The sequence below is a fragment of the Levilactobacillus brevis genome (assembly GCA_021383565.1).
GTDB lineage: Bacteria > Bacillota > Bacilli > Lactobacillales > Lactobacillaceae > Levilactobacillus > Levilactobacillus brevis_B.
The window spans coordinates 458,196-479,528 of sequence record CP079699.1 but is presented as its reverse complement, the minus strand read 5'-3'; the positions used below and the strand labels follow the sequence as shown (position 1 = coordinate 479,528).

Genomic DNA, 21,333 nt, shown 5'->3' with positions numbered 1-21,333 from the left:
TCAGTCCTCTAACTCGCCGACAACCCCGTTGCCAGTGAGTCACGTTAATCCTTATTTGGCTGCGTCATCCTTAGCAGCGCTATCGCTATCAGCGGCAGCACTGTTGGCCGTGTCAGCTGAATCATCAGCGGCACTTTCAGCAGGTTGGGCTTCGCTAGTGGCTTCACTCGTTGCTGCGGCGGCTGGTGCCGTGACAGCAGCTGGTGCTTGCGCCGTTACTGAAGAAATCGCCCGCAGATCAAAGACCAAGTAGATCCCGTCACAGTCTAAAGTGACCGTCTTATCGGTTTGATTGATTTCATCAATGACACCGTGTAAGCGACCAATCGTTACCACGTGGTCACCCTTCTTTAACTCACTCATCATATCACGGTGCTTCTTTTGTTGCTTTTGTTGTGGCCGCAACATCAAGAAGTACATCAGGGCTAAGAAGATCACTAAGATAAAGATCGTCGAGTACTGACCCGCCCCGCCGGCTGCAATTACTAAATTTCCAAACACGTTCGTTCACTCCTTCGTATCGTCTCTACTGAACTACTCTACCAGAACCAAGGGATTCCGTCCAATTATTTCTAAAAGTTCTTGGGATGTTCGGCATTGTAACCGTACTTTTCAAACACGGACTCGCGTAATTCCAGTAAATTATCATCCCAAATGGCCTGCCGCACCCGCTTCATCAGATTGTGTAGGAAGTACAGGTTGTGGTAGCTGGCAAGTCGCTGACCAAAATATTCGTCCGCCTTGAACAGGTGGCGCAGATAAGCACGGCTGTAATTCCGGCAAACGTAGCAGTCACACTCGGGATCCAACGGACCAAAGTCGTGGGCGTACGCGGCATTCTTAACCACCAACCGGCCGCGACTGGTCATGCACGTTCCCTTCCGACCAATCCGCGTCGGCAGAACACAGTCGAACATATCCACGCCGCGAATCACGCCATCAATCAACGAATCGGCGGTGCCGACCCCCATCAGATAACGCGGTTTGTTCTCCGGTAAGAGTGGCGTGGTAAAGGCCAATACCCGGTTCATCTCTTCCTTGGACTCCCCGACGGACAAGCCACCGATAGAATACCCTGGAAAGTCGAGACTGACCAAATCCTTAGCCGATTGCCGCCGTAAGTCCTCGTAACCGGCCCCTTGGACAATACCGAACAAGCCTTGATAGTCGGGGTGCGCGTGCGCCTTCAAGCCCCGTTCCGCCCAACGACTGGTCCGTTCCACCGATTGTTTGACGTATTCGTAACTTTCGAAGAACGGTGGGCATTCGTCGAGACTCATCATGATATCTGGGCCCAACTTATTTTCGATGCCAATGGCCTTCTCGGGCGACAGAAATAGGCGATCGCCGTTCACTTCATTTCTAAAATGAACCCCCTCCTCGGTGAGCTTACGGTGTTTCGATAACGACCACACCTGAAAGCCCCCGGAGTCGGTCAGAATTCCCTTATTCCAGTTCATGAACTTGTGTAGTCCCCCGGCCTCTTCGATCAGGTCGGGCCCAGGTTGTAGCCACAGATGATAAGTGTTGGCTAGAATCACCTGAGAGCCCATCTCATCGAGCTCATCGGGACTAATGTTCTTCACGGTGGCTTGCGTGCCCACCGGCATGAACATCGGCGTCTTGAAGGTCCCGTGGGGTGTAATCAATTCCCCCAAACGGGCCCCCGTGTGTTTTTCAGTTTTTAACAGGCGATACTTAATCGCGGGTTCCATGGATCATCCTCCGTTTACTTGATAAACATGGCATCGCCAAAGCTAAAGAAGCGGTAGCGCTCCTGAATGGCGTGCTGATAGGCGTTCAGAATCTGGTCACGACCGGTAAAGGCCGCCACCAACATGACCAACGTCGACTTGGGCAGGTGAAAATTGGTGATAAAGGCGTCGACCACTTGCCACTGGTAGCCCGGCTTGATGAAGATGTCGGTCCAACCGGAATCGGGCTTGATCTCACCGTGAAATTTACTGCCGATCGTTTCCAGCGTCCGAATCGACGTGGTTCCGGTCGCGATGATTCGGCCACCGTGAGCCCGCACGTCATTTAAGGTCTGTGCGGCCGCGGCGTCCAACCGGTAGAATTCACTGTGCATCTTGTGGTCTTCGATGTTGGCCTCTTCCACGGGGCGGAACGTTCCCAGCCCCACGTGAAGCGTGACGTACACCAGCTTGACCCCCTTCGCGGCGACCTTATCCAAAAGCGCCTGCGTCCAGTGCAACCCCGCCGTGGGGGCCGCGGCCGACCCATTCTCTTTGGCGTAGACCGTCTGATACCGGTCGGGGTCGTCGAGTTTCGCCTTGATATAGGGCGGCAGCGGCATCTCACCCAACCGCTCCAGAATTTCCATAAAGATGCCCGTGTAGTGAAATTCAATCAAGCGAATGCCTTCATCGCGTTCTTCGGTGATGGTCGCCGTAAGTTGACCATCGCCAAAACTGACGACGGTGCCGACGTGTAGCCGCTTAGCCGGCTTCATCAGCGTCTCCCACACATCACCTTCGACGTTGTGCAGTAACAACACCTCTACGTGGCCACCAGTCTCCTCGCGAATCCCGTAGAGCCGCGCCGGCATGACCCGCGAATCATTCATGACCACGGCATCCCCGGCGTGAAGTTCATCCACGATATCGTAGAAATGCTTGTCTTCCAGCGTATGCGCCGTGTGGTCCAGGACCAGCAAACGTGAGGTGTCTCGTTGTTTAATCGGCGTCTGAGCAATGAGTTCGTGCGGTAAATCGTAATCAAAATCATCTAAGGTGTATCCCATGGTGATTCAGCTCCTTTACGCATTATCCTGATGTGGCAGTGGCAAGCCCAAGTGGGCGTATCCCGCGGGGGTCACGACCCGCCCGCGCGCCGTTCGTTTCAAATAACCACGTTGTAACAAATACGGTTCGTACATCGCCGCAACCGTCTCGGTCTCCTCACCGATGTTGGCGGCCAGCGTGTTCAAGCCGACCGGACCGCCGTCATAAAAGTCAATCATGGTGCGGAGTAACTTGATATCGGTCGGATCTAATCCCGCCGAATCCACCCGTAACAGCGTCAACGCATGATCCACGATGGCCCGGTCAATGGTTGAATGGTCTGGTGAGACCTCCGCGAAGTCCCGAATTCGTTTGAGCAAACGGTTAGCAATCCGCGGCGTCCCTCGCGAACGTAAGGCCACCTCATGGGCGCCCTCCGTGGCAATCGTGGTATTAAAGATATCGGCGGACCGTTCCACAATCTCTTGCAGATCGGCCGTTTGGTAATACGCCATGTGCTCGACGATCCCGAACCGATCCCGCAACGGGGCCGACAACAAGCCGGCTCGCGTGGTGGCACCGATCAGCGTGAATGGTGGCAATGGGAAATGCACGGGATGGGCGGTGGGCCCTTGTCCAACCACGATGTCGATGTAAAAGTCTTCCATGGCGGAGTACAGCATTTCCTCCACAATCTTAGGCAACCGGTGAATTTCATCAATAAATAGGATATCACCGGGCTGTAGCTCGTTGAGTAACGCCACCAGATCGCCCGGTTTTTCAATGGCCGGGCCGCTGGTGGTCCGAATGTGGACGGCCATTTCGTTGGCAATCACCATGGCCAGCGTCGTCTTCCCCAAACCCGGTGGTCCGTAGAGCAACACGTGATCCAAGGATTCTTCGCGTTGCTTAGCCGCTTGGATATAGACGCTGAGTTCGTGTTTAATCGGGTCCTGCCCGATGTACTCCGCCAGCGTTTGCGGCCGTAATGATTTTTCAATGGAATCTTCGTTATCATTCTCCGGTTCTGGAGAAACGAGACGATCGTTTTCAGCCATCATTCAGCCTCCTTTCGTAGTCATCACAGGGTGTGGTTCGCCCTATTTGGTCAATAACCGCAGTCCCTCGCTGAGGTAATCGTTGGTCGACTCCCCGGCAAATTGCTTGAGCTTTGGCGTAACCTTCTTGACCGCCGTCTCACGATAACCCAGGGCCGTCAGCGCGGCAATCGCATCGTCTAGCTGCGGATTATCGCCGCCTGTCGTGGCAACTTCGGGCGTAAAGAGGGCGCCATCATCGGCGGGTTCGAGGTCGTCCAGCTTGCCCTGAAGGTCCAAGACAATCTGACCGGCCGTCTTCTTCCCCACGCCGGGAAACTTGGTCAAGAAGCTGACGTCATTGGTACGAATGGCCTGCATGAGGCCCTGATGGTCGGGGTTGGCCAAAATAGCCAACGCACTCTTCGGCCCAATGCCGTTAACGTTAATCAGTTTTAAAAATAATTGTTTTTCTGCAAAGTCCTGAAACCCATAGAGGGTCTGGGCCGTGTCGCTGACGGCTTGGTAGACGTAGATGGTGACCGCCTGTCCATCGGGTGCCACTTGATAACGGTAGGGATTGGCCGTGTTGACCAGATACCCCACCCCGTTGACGTCAAGTACCACATGGTCGGGATAGACCGCGGCGATGACGCCATGAAGGTATTCATACATGACCGGTTTACTCTCCTTTAAGAAAACGTATGTTTGCTTTTTAAATTGTACCATACTCGCCACGGATCTGCAGTGAAATCGTGTGACTGATTGGTCCTAGACTATTCGCCCCAATCATCCCCGCTGTGATGCGGGTCCTGAATGCGTTTGAACAACTTCTCCAGGTCCTGATCCGTCAGATGAACCAAGACTGGGCGGCCGTGTGGGCAGTTAAAGGGATTCTCCGCCGTGGCCAGCTTCTTGAGCAAGGCCCGGGCCTGTTGATCGTCCAGATGGTGGTTGGCCTTAATGGCCCGTTTACAACTCATCATGATGGCGGTCTTCTCCCGGAAGGCGGCCACCGAAATCTTGCCGTCCTTTAAGACCCAATCCACCATTTCCTTGATGGTATCGGTCTCCTGACCGGCCTTGAACCACGTCGGGTGTTCGTGCACGATGAAGCTGTTCGGTCCAAAGGTTTCCAGATGAACGCCGACGCTTCCCAGCGTATCAATGTGATTGCTGAGTTCCAAGACGTCGGTCGTCGGGTAATCCAGGACGATTGGCACCAACAACTTCTGCTCGTCGTCACTCACCTCGCCGATGGCCTGGCGGTAGAACTCGTAGTTGACCCGTTCCTGGGCGGCGTGTTGGTCGATTAAATACAAGCCATCATCGGCCTCGGCCAACAGATAAGTCCCGTGCACCTGCCCCAGGTACCGTAACTCGGGGAATCGCTGTTGCGGCTGGGCTTGGGTCAACTGAGTTGCCTGCGGTTGTGCAGTGGTCGACATAGTCGCTGCCTGAATTGGCTGATCTGCCGCCGATTCGGTGGCCCCACCGAGTGGCGCCGCCGGCTGTTCCGTTTGGTACTTCGCATCAAACGCCTGAACCGCTGGCAACTTAAAGTCCGTTCGCTGATGAACCACCACGGGTTCCACCGGTACTTCTTCCGGCGTCTGTAGCGGTTGAGGGCCAGCTACGGGGGCCTTGGGCTGCGGTACGGCAACCGGTTGAGTAGCTGCCGTTGGCGTCGATGGGGTGGACATTTGATACTTCGTGGAGGCATCGTTTAACGCCATCGTCAGCTGATCGGTCGCCGGTTCCGGCGTCTTTTGCTTCGGCAATTCGTTGAATACATCCGGAATCAAATTTTCCGTCGACAGGCGTTTAAAGACCGTCTCCTGAATCAGCTGCGTCAGCTCGGGTTCCTGGCTGATGCGGACCTCCTGCTTCGTGGGGTGCACGTTCACATCGACCAGAAGTGGATCCATGTGGATGTCCAAGACGGCCAGCGGATACCGCCCCACCATTAGCTTCGAACCGTAGCCGGCGATCAACGCCTTACTCAGCTGGAAGTTGTGGATGTACCGACCGTTTAATAGCAGTGAAATATACTGCCGGCTGGCCCGCGTCAGTTCCGGTAGGCTCACGTAACCGGTCACCTTGAAGTCCGGATTGGCGCCGTTGATGGCCACCATCTTCCGGGCGCTCTGCACGCCGTAGATCCCGGCAATCACCTGCTGGAGATCGCCCCGACCGGCCGTACGCGTGAGCTCTCGGCCGTTGTGCACCAGTGAAAAGGCGACATCGGGATAGCTCAGCGCCAGTCGGTTCACGATATCTGTGATTCGTGCAAGCTCGGTTGCTGGCGACTTCAGGTATTTCAATCGGGCCGGGACATTGCCAAATAAGTCCTTGACCGTGACCGTCGTCCCCTTGCGTGCCGCGGCGGCAGTGTGTTCCTTAATGATGCCGCCAACGTTGTGAATCAAGGTGCCCACGCCCCCGGTAGAGGTGGTCAGCGTCACATCCGCGACGGACGCAATGCTCGGCAACGCTTCGCCCCGGAACCCCAGGGACTTAATCCGAAAGAGGTCCTTACGATCGGTAATTTTACTGGTGGCGTGTCGTTTGAAGGCCATCTCGGTATCTTCATCGGCAATGCCATCACCGTCGTCAACCACAGTGATCCGTTGCAAGCCAGCCTCTTCGACGGTGATATCAATTTGTTTACTATGAGCATCGACGGCGTTTTCGACGAGCTCCTTGACCACGGATGCGGGCCGTTCTACCACTTCACCCGCAGCAATCTGGTCGGCCAACACCGACGCCAATTCATGAATTTTAGGCATGTACGGCCCTTCCTTTCTTGTGACTCATTTTCTCAACGATTTTCTGACAGCGTTGTAGCAAGCTGGCCACCTAGCCGTTCGCAAGATATGAGCCGGATCGCGGTGGGAAGGACGCCCCGAGCCAAGAAGCGGTCTCGAGACTCGCTTGGAACCGCAAAAACCAGCATTTCCAAGTCGCCATTTTCTAAGTAGAGCACTTAGAAAATCCCACGGCTGAGCTGATATCTTGCTTCACTAACGGTTACATAGTTGAATTGCCAACGACGATCGCTTCAAAAAACCTTCAACGACAATACCGTCGAAACGGCCGCAATCCTAAGTGGTTGTCTCTCATGTAGCCTAGATTCCGCGAGCGGCAAGGCGGACAACTCACCACAACCGAACAATCATTGTCGGTTATTTCGACAGTTTCTGTTGCCACTTGTAGACCTGGCTCATCACGTCCATGGGCGTCATCCCCATGAGATTCAGGTGACTGAGCTGGTCAATGACCTTGGCTTGGGCGGGATTCAACTCTGGTTCATCGCTGAATAGGGAAAGCTGTTGATCCGCCACCTCATCGACCGTAGCAGGTTCTTCCGGCGTTGGCGTCGCCGTCTTCGGTGCCGCCTCTGCAGCGGGCGCCGGTTCACCAACAGGTTCCGTAACGGCCGCTGGTTGCGTGGCGGTCGCATCGGTTTGGCTCGGTACCGCGACGGCGGGTTTGGCCGCCGCCTCGTCTTCCAAGTCCGTCAAGATGACCTCGGCCCGCTTGAGCAACGGCGTCGGCATCCCGGCTAATTTCGCCACGTGAATCCCGTAGGACTTGTCGGCCGGACCAGGTTGCATCTGATGCAAGAAGACCAGGTCGCCATCCTGCTCCACAGCGCCCACGTGCACGTTGCGTAAGGCCTTGAGAGAATTCTCCAGGGCCGTCAACTCGTGATAGTGGGTGGAGAACAGCGTCTTAGCGTGAACCTTATCGTGAACGAATTCGATAATCGCCTGCGCCAACGCCATCCCATCGTAAGTGGCCGTTCCCCGTCCAATCTCATCGAAGAGAATGAGGCTATTGGCCGTCGCATGGCTCAATGCCCGGTTGGCCTCCTGCATCTCGACCATGAACGTACTCTGGCCGGAAATCAGGTCATCAGCCGCACCAATTCGCGTAAAGATCTGGTCAAAGACCGGCATCTGTGCCGATTCAGCGGGAACGAAACACCCCATCTGCGCCATGATGACGGTCAAGGCCAGTTGGCGCATGTAGGTACTCTTCCCGGACATGTTGGGCCCAGTGATGAGCAGAATGTTGGTCTGCTCATCCATGGACACGTCGTTGGGCACGTAGGTTTGGCGGCCCAAGACTTTCTCGACGACCGGGTGGCGGCCCTGTTTAATCTCTAAATCGTGACCTGCAATCAACGTGGGCTTGACGAAATGATAGTCCTCACTGACCACGGCAAAGCTCTGTAGCACGTCCAAGCTGGCAATGATGGCCGCCAACTTCTGGAGCCGCGTGATGGCCGTCTTGACCTGTTCACGCAGATCCACGAACAGCTTGTATTCGAGGGCCGTGGACTTCTCCTCCGCCTCCAGAATCAACCGTTCCTTTTCCTTTAGTTCCGGCATGGAGAAACGTTCGGCGTTGGCCAGCGTCTGCTTGCGCTCGTACCGATCGGCCGGCAACTTGTCGAGGTTCACCTTGGTTACCTCAATGTAATAGCCAAAGACGTGGTTATAGCCAATCTTCAGGTTATTGATACCGGTAACCTCACGCTCGTGGGCCTCCATCTCGGCCAACCACTGCTTACCGTTGCGCATGGCATCGCGGTATTCATCGAGCTGATCGCTGTAGCCATCACGAATGACCCCACCGTCCGTCACTGACAATGGCGGTTCGGGGACGATGGCATCGCGAATGGCCGTCGCAACGTCCTCAACGGGATCGAGGTTCCGTAGCGTGGCGTCAAACACCTTTTCGCCGAGATCTTCAATCGTGTGGGCAATCTGGGGCACCTGTTCCAACGAGGTCTGTAGCTGAATCAGGTCCCGCCCGTTGACGCTACCGAACGCCACGCGACCGGCCAACCGCTCCAGGTCATACACCTTGACCAGTTCGGCCTGCAGGTTACTCCGTTCGAAGTAATGGTCGAGCAAGACACCGACTTTGGCCTGACGCGCTTCAATCTGCGCCCGGTCAATCAGGGGCCGATCCAACCACTGCTTCAGTAGCCGCCCCCCCATGGCCGTCTTGGTCTCGTCCAATAGCCAGAGTAGCGTACCGGATTTTTTCTTAGTCCGTAAGTTTTGCGTGATTTCCAAGTTCGACTGGGACGCGTGATCCATCTTCAAGAAGGCCGTTGGTTGGTAAGCCACGGCGCGTTGTAAATGGGCCAGACTGCGCTTCTGGGTCACCGTCACGTAGGTAACCAACACGCCCACCGCCTGCTTCAACAGGTCGCTGGTCAGGTCCTGTTCCACGTAACTCAGTTCGGAACTGGCCTGAATATCTGGCTGTGACGAAATTAGCATGCCCAACTGCTTACACCGGGCCTGTAGGTCAGCATCAATCGTGGCATCCACCACGACTTCTTTGGTCTGCAGGCTCATGAGTTCATTGACCACCGTATCCACCGTAGCCAATTCGGCGGCCTTTAACTCACCCGTGGATAAATCGGTGTAGGCCAAACCGTAGTGGGTGGCATCGGTCATGGTGAGTGCCGTTAAGTAGTTGTTGCGTTTGGCACCGGCCGCCCCGGTATCCGTCTGGGTCCCGGGCGTCACCAGTTGAATGACTTCGCGCTTGACCATCCCCTTCGCCAGCTTGGGGTCCTCCATCTGTTCACAAATGGCGACCTTGTAGCCCTGATCGACCAAAATGTCGATATAGTTTTGGACCGCCTTGTGGGGCACCCCGCACATGGGAATAGGATTCTTGGCGCTATGACTCCGCGTGGTCAACGTGAGTTCCAGCAACTGGGAACCCTTGACGGCGTCCTCGTTGAACATTTCATAGAAGTCCCCGAGCCGATAGAACAGGAAGGCATCCGGGTACTGATCTTTAATTTTTTGATATTGGGCCATCATGGGCGTCGTCTTCGTCATGGAAATTGGTTCATCCTTTCACTTCACAAAAAAATTAACTTTGATACGGGTGTTGCGGGCTGATTAAGATGGGGTGAATGCGTGAGGCATGCCCGGTCTTATCGTTGAGGTCGATCACACAACCAGAAAGCAAGCCAGCCCCCTTCTCCTGAACGGTATAACGGGTGGGCCGTTGATTCTCGAAACGTTCAATCACACTATCGGCCTGCATCCCCAACACACTGTCGGCGGGCCCGGTCATCCCGGCTTCAGTCAGAAAGGCCGTCCCGTGCTTGAGCACCTGGGCATCGCTGGTCTGAACGTGGGTGTGGGTCCCAACGACCGCGGATAATTGGCCGTCGTAACGCATAGCAAAGGCCCGCTTCTCGCTGGTCGTCTCGGCGTGGAAGTCCACGAAGACAAAGTCAGTATCGAGTTCCGGCAGTAGGTCCTGCATCAACGCAAAGGGATCGTCCATTGGATTCATGAAGACCCGGCCTTGCAAGTTGACCACGGCCAAGACCTGCTGGTTGACCTTCACCTTCGTCCAGCCCTGACCTGGTGTATCGCCGGGAAAGTTGGCCGGACGGACGAGGCGGTTGGCACTCCCGATGAAATCATAGAGCTCGGCGTTGTCCCAGGTATGATTTCCCATGGTAACCACGTCCGCGCCATCCTTCAGGAGTTGTTTGTAGATATTTTGGCTAATGCCCCGTCCAACGGGCGTCGAATTTTCCCCGTTGACGATGGTGACCTGTGGTTTCAAGTCGCGCTTGAGTTGCGGTAGATACTCGTGAATCATGTCGACACCAATATTTCCAACCACGTCACCAACAAAAAGAATACGCATCTTCGTTCCCCTATCTGTGACCCCACATGGGCCCTCATTGACCGGCAGTTGCCGATTATTTTTTACTGATTGCGCGCAATTCCAGCACAATCGGTCCTAAATTTACATACGGTCTATTTTACCATGGATTAGGCCGAAATGACGTAAAAAAGCTAGGACCAACTTGGCCTAGCTTCTCTGACTTATTTCGCATATTCAACTGACCGGACTTCCCGGATGACGGAAACTTTGACGTGACCTGGATAATCCAAGTCGCCCTCAATCTGCTTCTTAATGTCTCGTGCCAAGACAACGGCATCCGTATCGGAAATCTTCTCTGGCCGCACGATGACTCTCACTTCACGTCCAGCTTGGATGGCGAAACTGTGGTCAACCCCGTCAAAGGCGTTGGCAATCGTTTCTAACTTATCTAAGCGGTGGATGTAACTTTCAAGAGAATCAGAGCGTGCGCCCGGCCGAGTGGCTGAAATCAAATCAGCGGTCCCGACCAGTTCCGCAATCACAGACTGCGGCGCCGTTTCATCCGCTTGAGCGGCAATAGCGTTAACAACGACTGAACTCTCACGATACTTCTTCGCAAGTTCCATCCCAGTCGTAATGTAAGAGCTATCGTCCTCATGTTCCGCGGCGCGGCCAATATCATGTAATAATCCTGCACGTTTTGCTAACGTAACATCCTCACCGAGTTCAGCGGCTAAGACCCCAGTGATCTTGGCAACCTCAATTGAGTGGGCTAAAGCATTTTGCCCATGAGAAATACGGAAATTCAAGCGGCCAACCAGCTTAACCAATTCGGGATGCATCGAATGAATCCCGAGGTCAAAGGTCGTTTGCTCGCCAAGCTCCCGGACGTGTTCGTCCAGTTCTTTCTTGGCTTTGGCCACCATTTCCTCGATCCGCGCCGGATGAATTCGGCCGTCTTGGATCAACTTCTCTAAGGCAATCTTAGCCACTTCTCGCCGTAATGGGTCGAAGCCACTCAAAACGACAGCTTCCGGGGTATCATCGATAATTAAATCAATCCCGGTCAACGTTTCCAGCGTGCGAATATTCCGGCCTTCACGACCGATGATTCGCCCTTTCATGTCGTCGTTCGGCAACGTGACCACAGAAATTGTGGTTTCGGTCACCATGTCGGCAGCACTGCGCTGAATCGCTGACACAATCAGGTCCTTAGCGTTAGCCTCGGCCGTCTTGCGCGCTGACTCTTCGCTTTCCTTGATCATTTTTGCCCGTTCACCTGCTAGAGCCGATTTGGCTTCTGAAATAATCAGGTCCCGTGCATCGTCCTGGGATAAGGCGGCTACAGCTTCCACTGCATCCTGCCGTTTTTCAATCAGTGAGTCTGCTTGTTGTTGCTTTTTGGCTAAATTCTGTTCTTCACCACTAAGCTTCTTGTCTCGGCGATTCAACGAATTTTCCCGTTTTTCCAGAGCATTGTCTTTCCGGTCAAGCGTTTCTTCTCGTTGAATCAAGCGGTCCTCTTGCTTCTGAACTTCGGCACGTCGTTCTTTCAGCTCTTGTTCGACTTCCGCCCGATACTTGTGGCTGTCCTCTTTGGCCTCTAATAGCGCCTCTTTGGTAGCAGTCTCAGCTTGTTTTTTGGCTTCGGCCAAGACACCTTGCGCGGTGAACTTGGCAGCATCTAGCTTGCGTTCGTAGACCGATTTACGATAATAATAACCGCCCACGACACCAACAACGATAGCGATGATTGCGAGGATTATAATTGGAACACTCATGATTCCACCTCCGCATCATCAAAAATGACTAATTTAAAATCAGACTTTTCAAGATGTTGATATGATAACTGACGCAACTTCAATTTTAATGGTTGCCATCAACGCTGTCAACTAAACTCCACGGAAACTGCCGGCAAATTCATCCCAGGTGGAACCGATCGTCAGTAATCTGGTCGTTCGCGACCGTTCCTCAACTCGTACTGCTCTGAGGTGAATCGAAAAAGGCTTGAAGTCAGCGACTTCAAGCCTCGTTCCTACTTGCCTTGCGGCTTGTTCGGAATTAATTCACTTTGTTGCGTTGCGGGCTTCTTGCCCTCTTTTTTGGTCTTGGTGTCATCCTTAGCATCGGCCTTCTTAGGTGCCGGGGCATCATCGCCATCCACGTTGACGCCATAAGCCGTCCGCACGCGAGTATTGACTTCAGCCATCATGTCCGGATGATCAGCCAAATACTGCTTGGCATTCTCGCGACCTTGACCAATTCGGTCTTCGCCGTAAGAGTACCAGGAACCGCTCTTGTCTACGATATCCTTTTCGACCGCCATGTCCAAGAGTTCCCCGGTCTGGGAAATTCCTTGACCGTACATGATGTCAACTTCGGCCCGCTTAAAGGGTGAAGCCACCTTGTTCTTCACGACTTTGATCCGCGTCCGGTTCCCAATCACGTCGGTACCGTCCTTGATCTGTTCTGCCCGGCGAACTTCTAGTCGCACCGTGGCATAGAACTTCAGGGCCCGACCACCAGGCGTCGTCTCGGGGTTCCCAAACATAACCCCAACTTTTTCCCGAATTTGGTTAATAAACAGAGCAATGGTCTTGGTCTTATTAATCGACCCAGACAATTTCCGCAGTGCTTGTGACATCATCCGAGCTTGTAACCCCACGTGGGCGTCACCCATTTCGCCTTCGATTTCGGCACGTGGCACCAAGGCCGCCACGGAATCGACGACCACAATGTCAACGGCACCACTAGAGATCAATGCATCGGCAATTTCCAGTCCCTGTTCACCCGTATCTGGTTGCGACAGTAACAGGCTGTCAATGTCGACCCCTAATGCCGTAGCATAGGCGGGGTCCAGGGCGTTTTCAGCATCAATATAGGCTGCTGTACCGCCACGCTTCTGGACTTCAGCCACCGCGTGCAGGGCAACCGTGGTCTTCCCTGAAGATTCAGGACCATAAATTTCGACGATTCGTCCACGGGGATAGCCACCGACCCCTAAAGCCACATCAAGGGCCAACGAGCCAGAGGGCACGGTCTCCACCTGCATATTGGTGTTGTCACCTAACCGCATGATGGAACCCTTACCAAAGTCTTTTTCAATTTTCTTCAGCGCTTTATCTAGCGCCGCTTGTCGTTCGTCAGCCATCCAAATCCTCCTTAGGTGCGTTACATTTCAAATAACACTATACCGATTTATTCGTCAAAAAGCAAGCAAAAAGAGAACAAAAGTTCCCCTTTTATTTTTGTGCCGCTAACACACGCCGGAGCCAGTCCAACGCCTGCATAACCGCCCGTTCTCTAACCTTGGCCCGGTTACCTGTCAGATGAAGCAACTTGGCTTGTGGTGTCTGACCACGTTGCGCTAAGCCTAACCAGACGGTACCTGCAGGTTGACCCTCCAACGCATCGGGACCAGCGACCCCCGTGAAGCTGACCGCAAAATCCGTGGCCAATTTCTGTCGCGACCGCTCCGCCATTTCTTTGGCCGTGGCCGCACTCACCACGCCGTCCGTGGCGATCACGTTCTGGGGGACCCCCAACAAGTCGTGCTTGGCCGTGCTAGCATAAGTCACAAAGCCGCCGGGAAAGACCGCCGAGACGCCGGGAACATCTCCCAGCGTACTTTGAAACTTACCGGCCGTCAGACTCTCAGCCGCCGTAATCGTCAACTGCCGGTCAATCAGCGTCTTGACCACCACTTGGGCCAAACTATTGTCGTCGCCAAAACCGTAAAGGTAATCCCCTACCCGGTCTTGAATCGTCGCCGTCATCTGATCGAGTAGCTGGTTGCCGGCCGCCGTCGACTGGGCCGTCGCCGTCAACCGCAACGTTACCTCGTTAACCTTGGCATAGGGCGCAATGGTCGGATTGGTCTGCTGATCAATCAGGTCGGCCAACTGGGTCACCAGCTCCGCTTCCCCGATACCAAAGAAGCGCAACACCCGAGAGACCAAGAATTCTTGTCGCCGGTAGGCCGCCTTGAGCCGGGGCAACGCTTCGTTTTCAAACATGGGTTCCAATTCGCTGGGTGGCCCGGGCAGTAGCATCAAGTCTGCCCCATGTGGATCGCGATAAAAGGACCCTACAGCCATCCCAGTTGTATTCTGGAGCCGTTCACTGCCAGCGAGGTAAAGTGCCTGCAATCGGTTATTAGGCGTTAATTTCTGCCCCGTCGTCGCAAAGTGCTGTTGAATCTTTGCCATGGCCGGTTGATCCTCAACCAGTTTGACGCCCAGCAGTTGTGCGACCGTTTGCTTCGTCAGATCGTCCTTAGTGGGTCCGAGGCCCCCGCTGATAACCACCAAGTCACTCCGCGAACGGGCCTGATTCACCACCGCTGTCAGCCGATCGGCGTTATCGCCGACCAGCGAGTGATAGTACACTTCAATCCCCGCATCCGCGAGCCCCTGGGCAATGTAGGCCGAATTCGTATCGACCACCTGTCCCAGCAAGATTTCCGTTCCGACCGCAATAATTTCTGCTTGCATGTTACCCCTCCTGAAGGCTCCTTGACTAACTCCGCAAAAAGCCGCGATTTATTTGTTAAAATCGTTATTTTTTCAAAAATTACGGCATGGTTTACCGTTCAATCGTCAGTTACAATCTCCAGCATACCACCGAACGCCTCACAACGCTGGCCATTCGATTGTGTTTTCGCGCACAGAGGACACGATAACCCCCGTCACCAAAGGAACGGGGGTTATCAATCACACTATTCGGCGGAAGAATCCGCAAAGACTTGCCGATTTTGAACGAAGTAATCGATTCCCGAGTAGATCGTGAAGAACAGGCAAATGTAGAAGAAGATCAGGGCCATTGGCACGTGAATCGTCCCAAAACCAATGTTATTTAAGAGTAAGAGAATAATCCCAACCATTTGCGTGGTCGTTTTAATCTTACCGGGCCAAGCAGCGGCCAATACGCGGCCCCCGGTCTCAACGACAATCAACCGGAGTCCGGTCACAGCCAACTCCCGGCAAACGATGATGGCTACCCCCCAGGCGGGCACGGCCCCCATGTCAACCAACAAGATGAAGGCCGTCATGACAATCATCTTATCGGCCAACGGATCGGCAAATTTACCGAAGTTGGTCACGAGGTGTTGCCGCCGCGCAATCTGCCCGTCCAAGAAGTCGGTAATCGACGCCGCCGCGAAGACGATTGCGCCAATCACCTGAGTGACGGGAATCGTGGTTCCTAGCCACACCACGTTCCCCCAATTCAAGGGAACGACGAGCAGTAATAAGAAAATCGGAATCAAGATAATTCGAACAATGGTTAAGCGATTTGGAACATTCACGAACTTTTCCTCCTTAAAACATACCTCACGAAAAAAGCGCGCCGGTCGCCACGGACCGACCCGCTTCTACGTTATTTAAATTCCAACGTGACCGTCTGAACCTGACTCGTTGTCGTGGTGCTTGAACTCGTAGTCGTCGTGGTGTCAGAGGTACTGCTACTTGAGGCGGCACTCGTGGCCGTCGCAGAAGTGAAGTCAAACGTCTTGCCGTCAACCTTAACCTTCGTCTCCGGTGCATTACCGAACTTAAAGGTGACGCTCGTTGCCGAACTTGGAATGGTCATCGTGTGGGACGTGGATGAAGACAAGGTTCCCTGCCAACTCGTCGCACCGTTAACCGTAACAGCCACCCAGGCACTGCTGTTCGCAGACAGGGCAACCTTTGGCTTAGACGACGCATTCTTCATTTCCCAAGTTGAACCAGAAGTCGTCGTGCTCAGTTGTTTGAAGCTGGCCGTCTTCTTCTTGGAAGAAGACTTCGATGACGTGCTACTTGACTTGGATGAACTGCTAGACGACTTGTTCGAGCTACCGGATACGCTCACCGAACTGCTGTCCACGTTATCCTGCTTGGTGTTACTCCCATTGCGGGAAGCCGCTACCCAGATACCGATCAGCACGGCCAGCACAACAATGACAATACCAATCACGGGAATCGTCCGCCGCAACTTAACGTAGCGGTCATCGACCTTCCGCTGTTGCGAACGCGTTTCCGGATTGTTCTCGTTGACCTTATCCACGTACTCCTGCGTCTGGGTGCTTGGCAAGGCGCTGTCAAATTGTTTTAACAGTTCTGCTCCATCCAGATCAACCATGTCGGCGTACTGCTTAATAAAGGCCCGGACGTAAAAGTCGCCCGGCAATTCATCAAAGTTTTGATCCTCAATCGCAATGAGGTAACGCTTCTGAATCTTGGTCGTCTGTTGCAGGTCGTCCAACGTGAAGCCCTTAGCAATCCGGGCATCGCGCAGTGTTTTCCCCAATGTTATTTTGTTTTCACTCATTTTTAATTCTCCACCTGTTCAAAATTTCTCTACTAGCAGTATAGCATAGGCACCCCGTCATTTTCAGCGACAGGCCCCAGAATTCATGATTTAACGGTTTCTTAATCTCCATTTAGGGCAAAATCGTGTAGACCGTTTGCCGACTTTGGGCCAAAAAGTCCCGCGCAGCAGTCAGTAACTCGTCGAAACTTAATTGCTCCAAAATAGTTAATTCATCGAAAATAGTCGCCTCATCAAACAATGGGCCGTCATATTGGTTGGCGATGCCCTCTACCGAGTTGATGGCGCCCACAATCCGGCCGACCGCTTCACGTTTCACGAGCTCAAACTGAGGCTTGGCTGCTGCCAGTTGGGCCCGCGCATCCGCCAAGATGGCCGACAGCTCCTGCGCAAATTGTTCAGGGTGATCGGTGTCCCCGGCTAACTGGGCAAAGTGTGCCCCACGTTGAACTTGGAAATCATATCCAAAGCTATCGTCAATCACGTTAGCATCGTACAACCGCAGATAGTTATCGCTGGTGTCGTTAAACAACAGGTCAAACATCAACGATACGGCGACACTGTACCGCAAGCCAGCCCGACCAGCTGAGACCGTATCAAAGCCCCGTAGGCCAATGCTGACCTTGGGCCGCGAAACCGTAAGCTGACGTGTGGTCTCAGCCACAATATCATCGGGTTGGGCCTGCGGGGACGGCACCCGGGTAATCGGTTCATTCGGTGCAAATGTCTTGCTGTCCTGATTGGCCGTAATCCAGCGTAATGTTTCCTCTGGATCCAACTGCCCCACCACCACGAGGTTCATGTTGCTGGGATGATAGAAGGTGTTGTATGCCGCGTACAGGTCATCCGCCGTAATCCGGTCGATGGAGTCCACCGTCCCGGCAATATCAATGTGTAGCGGTTCCTTAGGATACAGATGGCCAATCATGCCAAAGTAGCTCTGCCACCCCGGATCATCGTCGTACATCTGAATTTCCTGGCCGATGATGCCCTTTTCTTTATTGACCGTCGCCGCCGTGAAGTATGGGTCCTGAACGAAATCCAAGAGAATCTCCAGGTTTTCCTTCAAATGACTAGTCGTCGCAAACAAGTAACTGGTCTGCGTAAACCCGGTAAAGGCATTCGCACTCGCGCCATACTTGCCGAACAGGTCAAAGGCGTCGTGGTCTTTCTTCTCAAACAGCTTGTGTTCGAGGAAATGCGCAATTCCATCCGGAAAGCGCACGGCCGTGTGTTGACCACGGGGAACAAACTCATTGTCCATGGCCCCGTAGTTGGTGGTCATGATGGCGAAGGTCTTGTGAAAACCGGCCTTGGGCACCATGAGTACCTTCAGGCCATTGGTCAGTGTGGCCTGGTAAACCGTTTCGCCTAACCGGTCGTATTTCTTCTTACTCAGCACCCTGCACACCTCCATGTAAACAATACGTTGCTTGTAGCGTGACCCGTTGCGCCACGCGGGTGACGTCAGCAACGGTGATTGCCGCTAACTTTTCTTGCCAAGCCGCCAAGGGCTCGTGTAAATGCGTTAATTGTGTATTCAACAAGCCAGTCAACCGTCGTTGCGGACTATCCAAGGCTGCCAGACGGGCATTCAGCAGGCTCGCTTTAACTTCCGCCAAGAGCTGTTCGGACAACTCACCGCGCTGGACCGCCGCCAACTGTTCGGCAATGATGTCCTCGACGCGTTGTTGATTCTCCGCTTGAATCCCCGTCTGCACGCTCAACGTCCCGGTAAATGGATTGTAGCCGCTGCTGGCATAGTAAGCCAAACTGGCCTTTTCCCGTACGTTGGTGAACAGTAAGGAAAGTGGCGTGCCGCCAAAGGCCGCGTTAAAGACCACTGCCGCCATGAAGTCATCGTCATCGCGGTAAATCGGAAACTGGTAGGCCAAATTCAATTTAGCCTGGACCACGGGTGCTTCGTCATCGCCAACCTGAACGTGATCGCGCAATGGCCACCGATAATACGGCGTTGTGTCGGTAATCGTCCGGTCCGCCAACGGCCAATCGGCCATCGCCGCCTGAGCACGATCTTCATCCACATCGCCGACCACCGCAACGTGCACAGCATCATTGGCCAACATGTCATGGTAAGTTCCCAGAACATCGGTCGCCGACAACCCATTGAGGACGTGAACATCACCCAACGCACTCATCGCCTGCGTGGGCTGGCCCGTGAAGAGTAGCTCCTGGAGCCGCCGGTTGGCCAAATATTGTTTGTCATCGTCCAACGACTTAATGGCCGTCAGCAGGTTCTGCCGTTGTTGGGTAAAGGTCGCCGGGTCGAAATTGCCATTTGGCAATAAGGGCGCAAATAAAACTTCCTTTAGTAACGCCATCCCTTGCTCAAACAAGGGTTGCTGTGCCCCGAAATTGTCGAGGTACTGCTCATCCACGAGCGAGCACGTCAGTCGAATCACGTGTTTGGTACCCAACTTCAGGACGCTAATGCCGAAGCTGGCCCCGTACAGGCGTGAGAGTTCACGTGCCAGCGCCGTCTGCGTTGGATAGGCCGCCGTACTGGTCTCTAGGACCTGAGCCAATAGCGCACGGGCAGTGATTGCCGTGGCCTGAAGTGGCGCCACGAAATCCACCTTGATCCCAATGGTTTTAAATTGTTTTGTGGGCAACAAGTCCAAGGTTACCCCGTCTTTTATGCGAAAGTGCACGCGCAATTGCCTCCTCTAGCAAAATACTAATCGGTGTTTAATTCTAAAGGAACCGCGCCCTAAATACAAGCGACGACCGCGGAGAAATGTGGGTGATCAACCGAGCATTCTAAGATTAAACGATTGGAACGGACACCACCGCGTTGCGCAAATTGGCCTCCCTGCCATTCACCAAAGAAGAGTTGAATCGCAGCGGGCAGGACGGAGAAGCGGCCTTTTCCCTCGCTTGGAACCGCCACAAATCGACGTTTTCAAGTCGCCACTATTTTTTTGCCAACGAACGATTGGAATCGGTCTGCCACAGATAACCCACGGCCAGTCTCTTATTAACCGCTACCGCAATTCACGGCACCAAAAAACTCGCGACCGTAGCCACGAGCTTCATCAGTTATTTTGACTTCAGTAACGGCGTATCCACGTTGCTACCGAACCATTTCTCATTAATTTTCTGTAACTGACCATCGGCGGCGAGTTTCTTCAACCCGGCGTTAATCTTTCGTCGCATGGTCACATCACCCTTGCGCATCCCCACGGCGAATTTTTCCTTGGGGAAGCTGCCAACCGTTACCCGATAGTCTCCGGGGTGGGTCTGGTGTTTGATGTAGTAGTTAGCGTAGGTACTGTCGATCAGTAGCCCCTTGATGCGCCCCACATTCAGGTCAATGAAGGCGTTGGTGAAGGAGTCGTAGGTCACGGCCTCGTGATTCTTGATGCGATCCTTGAGTAGCTTAGGATACGTCTCAATATCGTTGGCTCCAGAAGACCCGGTCTGGGCCCCCAATACCTTCCCCGTCATATCCTTGTACGAGGTAATATGATTCTTCTTCAGGGTAACCAGCACCTGATCGTTATTCAGGTAGGTATCCGAGAAAGCCACCTGCTTGGACCGTTGTGGCGTGATGGAGAAGCCGTTCCAGATGAGATCAATCGTGCCGTTGTGAAGCTCCGTCACGTTCATCCCCCAGTCGATGGTCTGAAAGTCCACCTTGATGCCATATTGCTTGAAGACGGCGCGAGCCAGGTCGATGTCGTAACCGACTAGCTTCCCACTCTTTTCGCGAAAGCCCATGGGGACGAAGCTATCATCTAGACCAACGACCACCTTCTTTTTTTGCTGAATTGTGGACCACGTATCCTGCGTGTTCGCTCGTTGCGTGACGTTCGTGCCACAGCCAACCAAGGTGACCGTCAACCCGACCACGAGCAGCGCCAGCGCAACCAATCGTAATTTTTTAAATTTCATGACGTGGCGCCTCCCTACTCTTTTGGTTCAACCCGTAACATCTGATCGGCAATTGACTCGGCGAATGGCATGTCGTGGGTAACCACGATTTGGGTCATGCCCTCGCGCTTAAGCTTTAAAATAATCTCTTCCACTTCTTTACGTAGGTCGGGGTCCAAGGCCGAAGTGGGTTCGTCGTAGCACAGTAACTTCGGGTGCATGGCCAGCGCCCGGACGATGGCGACCCGTTGTTTCTGACCTCCGGAAAGTTCGTAAGGGAACAGGTCGGCCTTGCCGCCTAAGTTCAACCGTTCGAGTAGCGTGCGGGCTTCTTTTTCGGCATCCGCCTTCGGTTTCTTCAAGACCATTGTCGGCGCCAACACCACATTTTGTAAAACGGTGAGGTTCGGGAATAACTGGAAGTCTTGGAAGACAACGCCGATTACGGCATCGTTATCCCGGTTGGTGGCGGGGTCAAAGTCCTGCCCATCCAACAAGAATTTACCACTGTCAACCATTTCCAAGCCACTGATGCACCGCAATAAGGTAGTTTTACCGGCCCCGGAAGGCCCCACGATGGTTAAGATTTGCCCGTCATTAACCGTTAAATTAACGCCGTCCAAGATGGTTTTACCATCAAATTTTTTCGTAATTCCTTTAAGTTCTAACATGTGTCAACCATCCTT

At 53.7% G+C, this 21,333-nt stretch carries 17 protein-coding genes; all 17 read right to left on the bottom strand.

Annotated features, from left to right (window positions below):
• Positions 1–51: 51 nt before the first annotated feature.
• Positions 52–501, bottom strand: coding sequence for a preprotein translocase subunit YajC (gene yajC, locus KB236_02245; protein ID UIF29598.1), 450 nt, complete (start codon positions 499–501; stop codon positions 52–54).
• Between the two features lie 71 nt (positions 502–572).
• Positions 573–1,715 carry a tRNA guanosine(34) transglycosylase Tgt gene (gene tgt, locus KB236_02240; GenBank protein ID UIF29597.1) on the bottom strand — a complete coding sequence of 381 codons (1,143 nt, stop codon included), beginning with the start codon at positions 1,713–1,715 and terminating at the stop codon, positions 573–575.
• Between the two features lie 14 nt (positions 1,716–1,729).
• The gene (gene queA, locus KB236_02235; protein ID UIF29596.1) at positions 1,730–2,764 is read right to left on the bottom strand and encodes a tRNA preQ1(34) S-adenosylmethionine ribosyltransferase-isomerase QueA; all 1,035 of its coding nucleotides are present in this window, start codon (positions 2,762–2,764) and stop codon (positions 1,730–1,732) included.
• A 15-nt stretch (positions 2,765–2,779) separates the two neighbouring features.
• On the bottom strand, positions 2,780–3,802 hold the full coding sequence (gene ruvB / locus KB236_02230; GenBank protein UIF29595.1) for a Holliday junction branch migration DNA helicase RuvB: 1,023 nt from the start codon (positions 3,800–3,802) through the stop codon (positions 2,780–2,782).
• A 42-nt stretch (positions 3,803–3,844) separates the two neighbouring features.
• The gene (gene ruvA / locus KB236_02225; GenBank protein ID UIF29594.1) at positions 3,845–4,456 is read right to left on the bottom strand and encodes a Holliday junction branch migration protein RuvA; all 612 of its coding nucleotides are present in this window, start codon (positions 4,454–4,456) and stop codon (positions 3,845–3,847) included.
• Positions 4,457–4,557: 101 nt separating this feature from the next.
• Positions 4,558–6,570: a DNA mismatch repair endonuclease MutL gene (gene mutL / locus KB236_02220; protein ID UIF29593.1), complete on the bottom strand. Its 2,013-nt coding sequence runs from the start codon at positions 6,568–6,570 to the stop codon at positions 4,558–4,560.
• A 396-nt stretch (positions 6,571–6,966) separates the two neighbouring features.
• Positions 6,967–9,660, bottom strand: a complete 2,694-nt coding sequence (gene mutS / locus KB236_02215; GenBank protein UIF30266.1) for a DNA mismatch repair protein MutS — start codon at positions 9,658–9,660, stop codon at positions 6,967–6,969.
• A gap of 28 nt (positions 9,661–9,688) precedes the next feature.
• Positions 9,689–10,483: a TIGR00282 family metallophosphoesterase gene (locus KB236_02210; protein ID UIF29592.1), complete on the bottom strand. Its 795-nt coding sequence runs from the start codon at positions 10,481–10,483 to the stop codon at positions 9,689–9,691.
• Positions 10,484–10,665: 182 nt separating this feature from the next.
• Positions 10,666–12,225 carry a ribonuclease Y gene (gene rny, locus KB236_02205; GenBank protein ID UIF29591.1) on the bottom strand — a complete coding sequence of 520 codons (1,560 nt, stop codon included), beginning with the start codon at positions 12,223–12,225 and terminating at the stop codon, positions 10,666–10,668.
• Between the two features lie 254 nt (positions 12,226–12,479).
• Positions 12,480–13,595: a recombinase RecA gene (recA, locus tag KB236_02200; GenBank protein ID UIF29590.1), complete on the bottom strand. Its 1,116-nt coding sequence runs from the start codon at positions 13,593–13,595 to the stop codon at positions 12,480–12,482.
• 91 nt (positions 13,596–13,686) lie between these two features.
• The gene (locus KB236_02195; GenBank protein ID UIF29589.1) at positions 13,687–14,937 is read right to left on the bottom strand and encodes a competence/damage-inducible protein A; all 1,251 of its coding nucleotides are present in this window, start codon (positions 14,935–14,937) and stop codon (positions 13,687–13,689) included.
• A 224-nt stretch (positions 14,938–15,161) separates the two neighbouring features.
• A complete protein-coding gene (pgsA, locus tag KB236_02190; GenBank protein UIF29588.1) occupies positions 15,162–15,749 on the bottom strand; it encodes a CDP-diacylglycerol--glycerol-3-phosphate 3-phosphatidyltransferase in 588 nt (195 codons plus the stop codon).
• 71 nt (positions 15,750–15,820) lie between these two features.
• Positions 15,821–16,753, bottom strand: a complete 933-nt coding sequence (locus tag KB236_02185; GenBank protein UIF29587.1) for a DUF4115 domain-containing protein — start codon at positions 16,751–16,753, stop codon at positions 15,821–15,823.
• 112 nt (positions 16,754–16,865) lie between these two features.
• Complete coding sequence (locus KB236_02180; GenBank protein ID UIF30265.1) at positions 16,866–18,170, bottom strand: insulinase family protein; 1,305 nt, start codon at positions 18,168–18,170, stop codon at positions 16,866–16,868.
• Positions 18,145–19,425, bottom strand: a complete 1,281-nt coding sequence (locus KB236_02175) for an insulinase family protein (GenBank protein ID UIF29586.1) — start codon at positions 19,423–19,425, stop codon at positions 18,145–18,147. The genes KB236_02180 and KB236_02175 overlap by 26 nt, the downstream gene beginning before the upstream one ends.
• 388 nt (positions 19,426–19,813) lie before the next feature.
• Positions 19,814–20,668 carry an amino acid ABC transporter substrate-binding protein gene (locus tag KB236_02170; GenBank protein ID UIF29585.1) on the bottom strand — a complete coding sequence of 285 codons (855 nt, stop codon included), beginning with the start codon at positions 20,666–20,668 and terminating at the stop codon, positions 19,814–19,816.
• A gap of 14 nt (positions 20,669–20,682) precedes the next feature.
• Positions 20,683–21,318 carry an amino acid ABC transporter ATP-binding protein gene (locus KB236_02165; GenBank protein UIF29584.1) on the bottom strand — a complete coding sequence of 212 codons (636 nt, stop codon included), beginning with the start codon at positions 21,316–21,318 and terminating at the stop codon, positions 20,683–20,685.
• Between the last annotated feature and the right edge of the window lie 15 nt (positions 21,319–21,333).

What these genes read in the sequence shown, in the direction of transcription:
- ruvB (UIF29595.1), bottom strand. Translation starts at nt 3,802, where the DNA reads ATGGCTGAAAACGATCGTCTCGTTTCTCCAGAACCGGAGAATGATAAC.
- KB236_02180 (UIF30265.1), bottom strand. Translation starts at nt 18,170, where the DNA reads ATGGAGGTGTGCAGGGTGCTGAGTAAGAAGAAATACGACCGGTTAGGC.
- KB236_02170 (UIF29585.1), bottom strand. Translation starts at nt 20,668, where the DNA reads ATGAAATTTAAAAAATTACGATTGGTTGCGCTGGCGCTGCTCGTGGTC.
- KB236_02165 (UIF29584.1), bottom strand. Translation starts at nt 21,318, where the DNA reads ATGTTAGAACTTAAAGGAATTACGAAAAAATTTGATGGTAAAACCATC.
- queA (UIF29596.1), bottom strand. Translation starts at nt 2,764, where the DNA reads ATGGGATACACCTTAGATGATTTTGATTACGATTTACCGCACGAACTC.
- KB236_02195 (UIF29589.1), bottom strand. Translation starts at nt 14,937, where the DNA reads ATGCAAGCAGAAATTATTGCGGTCGGAACGGAAATCTTGCTGGGACAG.
- rny (UIF29591.1), bottom strand. Translation starts at nt 12,225, where the DNA reads ATGAGTGTTCCAATTATAATCCTCGCAATCATCGCTATCGTTGTTGGT.
- ruvA (UIF29594.1), bottom strand. Translation starts at nt 4,456, where the DNA reads ATGTATGAATACCTTCATGGCGTCATCGCCGCGGTCTATCCCGACCAT.
- tgt (UIF29597.1), bottom strand. Translation starts at nt 1,715, where the DNA reads ATGGAACCCGCGATTAAGTATCGCCTGTTAAAAACTGAAAAACACACG.
- KB236_02185 (UIF29587.1), bottom strand. Translation starts at nt 16,753, where the DNA reads ATGAGTGAAAACAAAATAACATTGGGGAAAACACTGCGCGATGCCCGG.
- mutL (UIF29593.1), bottom strand. Translation starts at nt 6,570, where the DNA reads ATGCCTAAAATTCATGAATTGGCGTCGGTGTTGGCCGACCAGATTGCT.
- recA (UIF29590.1), bottom strand. Translation starts at nt 13,595, where the DNA reads ATGGCTGACGAACGACAAGCGGCGCTAGATAAAGCGCTGAAGAAAATT.
- KB236_02210 (UIF29592.1), bottom strand. Translation starts at nt 10,483, where the DNA reads ATGCGTATTCTTTTTGTTGGTGACGTGGTTGGAAATATTGGTGTCGAC.